Source organism: Acidobacteriota bacterium (assembly GCA_039683095.1).
Taxonomy (GTDB): Bacteria; Acidobacteriota; Aminicenantia; order Aminicenantales; family Saccharicenantaceae; genus RBG-16-66-30.
This window is the reverse complement of record JBDKSB010000009.1, coordinates 116,517-124,174: the sequence shown is the minus strand read 5'-3', so window position 1 is coordinate 124,174 and position 7,658 is coordinate 116,517. Positions and strand designations below refer to the sequence as shown.

Genomic DNA, 7,658 nt, shown 5'->3' with positions numbered 1-7,658 from the left:
TGCTGCGGTCGATCCCGCTGCTCGATCAGGCGGCCATCGACGCGGTCCGGCAGTGGGTTTACGAGCCCATGATCATCAACGGCCGGCCCCGGCCGGTCGTCTTCACCGTGACCGTCCGGTTCCAGCTGAAATGATCCCAGGGGCCGGCCCGGCCCATTAGCCGTTGAGGGGGAGGCCCATCACCCCTCGAAATCACCACCCGCGGGGATTGAGGCGCACGGCCGCCCGCCTGATAATGGCCCCTGGGAGATGGGATGATCAAGCACGCGATCCGCGCGGCCAAGGCCGGGGCGGCCATGGGCTTGCTCCTGGCCGCCTTTACGGGCCTGGCCCCGCGACCGGCCTGGACCGATATCATCGTCCGCCTCGAGGTGACGGCGGCCCAGGTGCCGGTCCATCTCGAGCCCGACGCGAAAAGCCCGGTCATCGAGACGCTGGCCCGCGGGGCGGTCGTCAAGCTCTCGAGCGCCCAGAAGTTCCGGACCTATTGGTACTACATCGTCTTCAATTCCACGCGGTCGGGGCGGATGCTGACGGGCTACGTCCCCGAGGACTGCGTCCGCAAGCTGAATTCGACCCTCAAGGTCGTCGACCTGACCCCGGCCGCGCGGGAGATCGATGATCCCAAGGAGTTCGACCTGGCCGACGCGCGCCTGCCCGACATCCAGTGGGGCCAGACCGAGGCGGGCGTCCTCCGGGCCGAAGGGCGGCCGCTCAGCGAGGAGACCTCGGGCGATATGCGATTCCTCCGCTATCACCGCGACGTTTTGGGCAAGCGCTGCCTCGTCACCTACGTCCTGATCGGCCGCAGGCTGGCTTCGCTCCGGCTCAATCTCCTCGAGCGCTACGCGAACAAGGACCGCTACGTCGCGGACTACAACAAGATCCGGGATTTCCTGAACGCCAGGATCGGCGAGCCCCGTTACGACAACGTCGTCTGGCGCGACCGGGCCTATGCCCGGAGGGACGAGAACCTGGGCACGGCGGTCACGTCAGGCAGCCTCAGCCTGTCGGCGGAATGGACCTACCAGGGCACCGGCCTGCGTCTCAGCCTGACAGGGGAGAACAGCGAAGTGCTCTTCGCCGCGGAGATCAACGACCTCAGGGCCAAGAACCCGGCCTCGTTCTAGCCCCCCTTTCTGCTTTTGCCCCTTTTCCCGACCCCCCCGGGGAAGGGGGCTTTTTGCCTTTCCGGGCTCAGGCCATCTCTTTCTGGACGAAGCTCATGCTGACGCGGTTCTTGCCCAGCCACTTGCTGTGCAGCATCAGCTGCTCGCCGCGCTTGACCAGGGACTCGACGGTGTCGTAGCGCAGGACGAGGCTCGCGCCCATGGAGACGGTGGCGTTGAGCATGCCGGTCTCGGTCGTGATGTAGGACTCGGCGACGAGGAGGCGGAGCTTGTTGGCGACGATGTCCAGCCGGCCCTCGTCGATGTTGAGCAGCAGGACCAGGAACTCCTCGGTGCTCCAGCGCCCGACGATGTCGAAGAAGCGGACGTTCTTGCAGAGGGTCCGGGCCACGGTCCGGACGATCTTGCCGGCGTTGAACCGGCCGTACCGCTCGAGGATCTTGCCGTAGTTGTCGATGTCGACGTAGACCAGGCCGAAGGTCAGGCCGTACTTCTGGAACTCCTCCAGGCGGGTGGCCAGGACCATGTCCAGGTATTGCTTGGAGGGGATGCCGGTCTCGTTCTCGACCAGGCCCATCTTCTCCAGCTCGGTCAGGGACAGGGGCAGGGTGACCTTGGGCGCGGTCCCGGTGAACGTCTCGACGGCCCCGATGATCTCGCCGTCGTCCTTGAACACGGGGATAATCCGCAGGGAGGCCGGCGTGCGGAACCCTTCTTTGTGCTGGAGATAGACGTCGAGCGTGCGCGGCGAGCCGTCTTTCAGGGTCATGGCCACGGGACACTTGTCCCGGCAGATGTTGACGCCGGCGAAGTCGACGAACAGGGACGGCTGCTCCGTGCAGGCCTTCCCGAGAACGGCGGCTCCCTCCCGGCCGGAGATCGTTTCGGCGGCCTTGTTCCAGTAGACGATCCGGCGGTCCTTGTCGAGCCAGACGACCGCGTCCTGGACCTGGTTGAAGACGCTGTTGCAGAGGCTGCGGCTCGCGCCCGGAAAGAGATCGAGGATGTTAGGTTCGGCCATGAGACTCCCTTATTTCTCCCTTCATTCTAGGAGGAGGCGTCGAATTGTCAACCTTTATTTAGCCTGATGCGCGGTTGACACACCGCTAACCTCGTGTTATCCTGCCGTCGCCGCCCAGGGGTGCGCCGCCATGGACAAGCTTCTCGGGACACGACTTCGACGGGCCCGGGAGGAGGTCAACCTCAGCCAGGGCGCCTTCGCCAAGTCCCTCGGACTGTCGTCGGAGTACATCTCCCTCCTCGAGTCGGGGAAGCGGACGCCCAGCTTCGAGACGCTCCTCAAGGTCGCCGGGTTCCTGAACAGGAACGTATCCTACTTCTTTGAGGACCGCCGGCCCGCGTTCGACCGGCTGTCGGACCCGGCCGAGACCGGCGAGCGGCTCCGCCGGGACCTCCAGAAGTTCCGGTCCACGTGCGAGCGATACCTCGATCTCGAGGAAGCGACCGGCCGCCGCCTCGACCTCGCGCCGCGCTACCCCCGCATCGCCCCGGAACGGCTGGCCGAGGAGGAACGGCGGCGCCTCGGGCTCGGCAACGAGCCCATCCGCGACATCCTGGGCCTCTGCGAGGTCAACGGCTGCCGCGTCATCCGCCAGACGCTGGCCGACGAGGACCGGATCTCGGGGCTCTTCGTCTTCGACGAGGAACGCCAGGCCGCCTTCGCCCTGATCAACGCCAACGAGCCGGCCGGCCTCCAGACCGTGATCGCCGCCCACCTCTACGGGCACTACCTCATGGACCGGGACGAAAGCCCCATCGTCGACAATCCCGACGTCGTCGTCGACGAGTACGTCTCGCTCTACCCGCCGCGGGAGCAGTACGCCCAGACCTTCGCCTCGCGCTTCCTGGTGCCGCCGGACAAGCTCCGCGAGCTCGTCGAGAAGGATATCCGGACCAAGACCCTGGGCTTCGACGACGTCCTGTTCCTCAAGCGCTATTTCGGGGTGAGCACGCGGGCCATGCTCCGGGCCCTGCGCGGCCACGGCTTCCTGCCCGAGGCCAAGTTCGAGGAGTTCTTCAAGCGCGGCCCCGAGGACCGGGAGCAGGAGGTCTTCGGCGGCCTGGCCGGCCAGGAGGAGCGGCGGACGCGGACCCTGTTCCGGAAGTCCCGGACCATCCTGTCCGACCGGTTCCGGCTGCTGGCCGCCGAGGCGGCGGCCCTGGACAAGGCCCATGCCGCCAATCCGGCGGCGGCCGTGAAGACAGGAGAACCAGATGAGTAAGACCCTGCGCATCGTGCTGATCATCCTGGCCGTCGACATCGTGGCCGCGGGCGCCTATTTCGGCATCAGGGCGCTCGGCTCCGGCCGCGGCGGCGACCCGACGGCGGGCATCGAGTGGCAGACCATGGACGAGAACACCCAGCCGGCGACCGGGCTCGAGGAGCTCCTCAAGACGAGCTGCGAGGAACAGGGGTTGCTGCCCCTCCGGTACCGCAATTTCGGCGCCAGCGCGGCCGTCCTCAGGAAGTTCCGGGGGACCAAGCTGGCGGGGGCCGGCGTCTCCGTCCTGGAGATGCAGTTCAAGGGCCTCGATGACTGGGCCCTGGTCGAGATCTGGTTCAAGGGCGAGGAGGGCCGGGAGATCCGCCGGACCGTCCTCTATATCCTGACGAAGAACGCCTGGAAGGTCGGCGACAGCGGCCGGCTGGCCGACTGACGCCGCCGCGGACGCGGGGGGCCCATGGCCATCAAGTCGCTCACGACCGATGTCCTCATCATCGGCGCCGGGCCGGCCGGACTGACGGCCGCGATCTACGTCGCCCGGGCCGGCAAGAGGGCCCTCGTCCTCGAGGGCCGCGGCGGCTCGCGCCTGGCCATCCCCTACACGATCGAGAACTATCCCGGCTTCAGGTCCATCGACAGCCGCGAGCTCCTGGGCCTCTTCCGCGGCCAGGCCGTTTCGTTCGGGGCCGAGATCATCCCCGGGGACGCCGTCGCTTTCTCCCTGGAAGGGCGCCCCAAGTTCGCCACGATCAAGGAGACGGTCATCGAGGCCGAGGCGATCGTCCTGGCCACGGGCAAGCCCATGTCCAGGGACCGGCTCGTCAACGGCGAGGACCGTCTCGTCGGCCAGGGCGTCAGCTACTGCGCCACCTGCGACGGCCCTCTTTTCCGCGGGGCGACGGTGGCCGCGATCGGCCACGCCGACGATGCCCTGGAGGACGTCCATGCCCTCCACGGCATGGGCGTCAAGGTCGTCTGGGTGCCCGGCCGGCCCGGCGGGGCGGCGGAGACCCCGGCGGCCCGGGCGCTTGAGGAAAAGGGCGTGGCCATCCGGCGCGAGGGGAAGATCAGGGAGATCCGGGGCCAGTTCCGGGTCGAGGACGTCGTCGTCGAATCGGCCGGCGGGGCGGAGGTCCTGCCCGTGGCCGCGGTCTTCATCTTCCGCGAGGTCCCGGCCGGGCTCCTCTTCGAGCGGACCGGCCTGGCCGTCGACCACAAGCAGTGCGTGGCCGTCGACCGCTTCCAGCGGACCAACATCCCCGGCGTCTTCGCCGCCGGAGACATCACCTGCGGCGGCCTGCAGGTCGTCTCGGCCGCCGGCGAAGGCTGCGTGGCCGGATTGCAGGCCCTGTCCTACCTCAGGAAATGATCGCGGGGGCGGCTCAGGAGCCCTGGTGGTTCCGGGGGGAGCGCCTGCTCAACCGGAAAACGATCCGCTTGGAGCGGGAGATCGTGACCTTGCCGCCGATCGGCACGGCCATGAGGTTCCGCCGGATGTTGTGGCCGAAATTCGTGACCGTCAGGATGGGCAGGGGATCGCCCTGGCGCCGGCGGTCGTGGATGACGTCGGCGAGGTAGGAGCGGACGAACCGGACGGCTTCGCGCTGCTCCTTCTTAGGGAACTGGCCCTTGCCCGGCGGGGTCAGCGAGCCGAGGACAAGGCCCTTGATGCCGGCGAAGACGTCGTGGCGCCGCAGGGCGGCCAGCAGGCGATGGAGGTCCTCGACGTCGACCTGGACGTCCTCGATGAAGAGGATGTGCCGGCGCCAGCTGAACTTGGGCGGGTTGCCGCGGTTGAGGAAGTTGACGAAGGTCGAGAGGTTGCCGCCGATGGGGATGCCGGAGAGCCGGCGGGGCGGGGGAGGGGTCAGCCAGGCCGAGCCCTTGTACTCGATCTCCTGCCCGGTGATGAGGGCCAGGAGGTTGTGGAAATCGCCCTTGCCGACCTTGAGCGACGGGAAGTAGATGACCGGCAGGCGGCAGGCGTGGTAGATCTCGTTCAGGAGAAAGGTGAAGTCCGAGAAGCCGACGAAGAGGGGGCGCCGGGTCCGGATGACGCGCAGGTCCTTGGCGTCGATCTTGCGGACCAGGTCCTCGGCTCCCGTTCCGCCGGCGACCGAGATGATCAGGTCGAGCTCCCGGATGGCCTCCTTGAAGACGGCCGCCCGGTCGTCGACCGGGGCCGTGACGTGGTCGATCTCGGTGTCGCACGAAAACAGGTGGGGGCTGAAATAGACGGCCTGAACGCCCAGGGCCTCGCGCAGGAGCCGGGCCGTCCGGTGGAGGACGGGCCGCTCCTTGAGGGACAGGCAGGTTGAGGGGGCGATGAAGCCGATCTTCTCGTAGGTCATTGCGTTTCCCGGGGCCGAAGGAAGCCTAGCCTAGCAGAAAGGCGGGGGCGATTCAACGCGCCGGGGCCCGCGGGCGGCGAGGCCGGTCAGAACGATTTGAGCTTCTGGCCGGGGGCCGACAGCTGGAGGGCCTTCAGGGCCTTCAGTTCGATCTGGCGGATCCGCTCGCGCGTCAGCTTGAAGTGCTGGCCGACCTCTTCGAGCGTGTATTCCCGGCCGTCGCCGAGGCCGTAGCGCATCCGCAGGACGAGGGTCTCCCGCTCGGGCAGGGTCCTCAGGGCGGCTTCGATCTGCTCCCGGAGATTGATGTGGATGACCGTGTCGGGCGGCGAGGGGAAGGACTTGTCCTCGAGCAGGTCGCCGAGCGATCCTTCGCCGTTCTCCCCGAGAGGGGTCTCGATCGAGACCGGGTCCTGGGAGGAATAGAGCATTTCCAGGACCTTGTTGACCGGCAGTCCCATCCTGCGGGCCAGATCGTCGGGATCGGGCAGCTTGCCGGTCTCCTGGACAGACGCCTGGGAGATCTTCTTCAGCCGGTGGATGGTCTCGGTCAGGTGGACCGGGATGCGGATCGTCCGCCCCTGGTCGGCGATGGCCCGGGTGATCGACTGGCGGATCCACCAGGTCGCGTAGGTCGAGAACTTGTGGCCGCGCCGGTAGTCGAATTTCTCCGCGGCCCGCATCAGGCCGATGTTGCCTTCCTGGATGAGGTCGAGGAGCTGCAGGCCCCGGCCCTGGTATTTCTTGGCGATGGACACGACCAGCCGCAGGTTGGCCGAGACGAGATCGCCCTTGGCCCGTTCGCGGGTCCGGCGGCCGGACTGGATGGACTGAAGGATGGCCTTGTCGATCGGGCGCCGCTTCTTGGCGGCCTCCTTGAGGCCGTTCTTCAGGCGGAGCTGGACGGCCTGGACGATCCGGTCCTGGTACTCCGGCTTGATCTCGAGCTCGCGGGCCATGCGGATGATCCGGACGGCCAGCCGGCCGCGCGCGAACCTGTTGCGGACCAGGGGGCGGATCTTCTCGAGCCGGCCGCTCAGGGCCCGCAGCTTCTGGATCCTCGTCAGGACGTCGCGCCGCCGGGCCTCGAGGCTGTCCTCGGAGAAGCCGTCCTCGGTCATATTGAAGTATTTGACGAAGGCCTCGGGCGTCTTCCTGAGCAGGTCCTCCAGGGACTCCAGCTCGCCGAGGGTCACGGGCGTGTTGACCAGGGCCTTGAGGATGGTCTTCTCGCCGCGCTCCATGCGCCGGGCCAGGGCGATCTCCTGCTCCCTGGACAGAAGCAGGATGCTGCCCATCTCCCGGAGGTAGATCTTGACCAGGTCCGCGGTCTGTTCGATGTCCTCCGGCGAGGTCAGGCCCTTGCCGTTGCCGTTGCCATTGTGAGGCTCGCTCAGGCGCGCGCCCGAGGCCGCCCCGTCGGAGGCCAGAACGGCCTCCTCTTCGTCGCCGAACAGCTTCCCCCCGGGCGCGCCGGGCAGGAGCTGAAGCAGCTCGTCTTGGTTCTTGTATTTATAGTCGGTCGCCATGATCGTCTCCCGTGGTTTATCATTTATATAGGAAAACTACATTCGCGGAATTTTCGTTTCGAGCGCCCTGTCCTTTTATCATCGACCCAGCCCTTGACTCCGGTCGTTTCAAACGGGTTCTGGGGGGGATTCGTTTCACCCCCGGGGGGCGGGTCCGCCTGATATGAAGCGCGGAGGATACCCCCTCTTGTCCCGGATGTCAAGAAAAAACTTTACATTTCCGTCCTTTTTTCCGGCCGGGCAGGCCGTTCCCGGCTTTTCTCCCCTGGACGAGTTCCTGATCGCCTGCCTTTCCATCGTTTTCTCCCGGTCTCGCCTGTGATATATCAAGATTCGTGCCAAAAAGCGGCGCCTGGCGGGGACGGCCAATGAGCTTATCCGGGGGCAACAACGTCCTCCTTT

The 7,658-nt window shown here is 66.9% G+C and carries 8 protein-coding genes; 5 read left to right on the top strand and 3 right to left on the bottom strand.

The window, feature by feature from the left end; genetic code table 11:
- Positions 1–2: 2 nt before the first annotated feature.
- Together ABFD52_06450 and ABFD52_06445 are read left to right on the top strand one after the other, a co-directional pair.
- On the top strand, positions 3–134 hold the full coding sequence (locus ABFD52_06450; protein ID MEN6560395.1) for an energy transducer TonB: 132 nt from the start codon (positions 3–5) through the stop codon (positions 132–134).
- A gap of 120 nt (positions 135–254) precedes the next feature.
- Entirely contained in the window at positions 255–1,130 is an 876-nt protein-coding gene (locus tag ABFD52_06445) for a hypothetical protein (protein ID MEN6560394.1), read from the top strand.
- A gap of 67 nt (positions 1,131–1,197) precedes the next feature.
- Here ABFD52_06445 and ABFD52_06440 read toward each other — a convergent pair whose 3' ends face one another.
- Entirely contained in the window at positions 1,198–2,151 is a 954-nt protein-coding gene (locus ABFD52_06440; protein MEN6560393.1) for a sensor domain-containing diguanylate cyclase, read from the bottom strand.
- Between the two features lie 130 nt (positions 2,152–2,281).
- Between ABFD52_06440 and ABFD52_06435 the strand changes: the two genes are divergently transcribed.
- Genes ABFD52_06435 through ABFD52_06425 form a run of 3 tightly spaced genes read left to right on the top strand, consistent with a single transcriptional unit; the run spans position 2,282 to position 4,745 of the window.
- On the top strand, positions 2,282–3,373 hold the full coding sequence (locus tag ABFD52_06435; protein ID MEN6560392.1) for an XRE family transcriptional regulator: 1,092 nt from the start codon (positions 2,282–2,284) through the stop codon (positions 3,371–3,373).
- Positions 3,366–3,809 carry a hypothetical protein gene (locus ABFD52_06430; protein ID MEN6560391.1) on the top strand — a complete coding sequence of 148 codons (444 nt, stop codon included), beginning with the start codon at positions 3,366–3,368 and terminating at the stop codon, positions 3,807–3,809. The genes ABFD52_06435 and ABFD52_06430 overlap by 8 nt, the downstream gene beginning before the upstream one ends.
- A gap of 24 nt (positions 3,810–3,833) precedes the next feature.
- On the top strand, positions 3,834–4,745 hold the full coding sequence (locus tag ABFD52_06425) for an FAD-dependent oxidoreductase (protein MEN6560390.1): 912 nt from the start codon (positions 3,834–3,836) through the stop codon (positions 4,743–4,745).
- 13 nt (positions 4,746–4,758) lie between these two features.
- Here the strand turns inward: ABFD52_06425 and ABFD52_06420 are convergent, their stop codons facing one another.
- Positions 4,759–5,727, bottom strand: coding sequence for an LD-carboxypeptidase (locus ABFD52_06420; protein MEN6560389.1), 969 nt, complete (start codon positions 5,725–5,727; stop codon positions 4,759–4,761).
- An 86-nt stretch (positions 5,728–5,813) separates the two neighbouring features.
- Positions 5,814–7,256: a sigma-70 family RNA polymerase sigma factor gene (locus ABFD52_06415; protein MEN6560388.1), complete on the bottom strand. Its 1,443-nt coding sequence runs from the start codon at positions 7,254–7,256 to the stop codon at positions 5,814–5,816.
- Positions 7,257–7,658 lie beyond the last annotated feature (402 nt).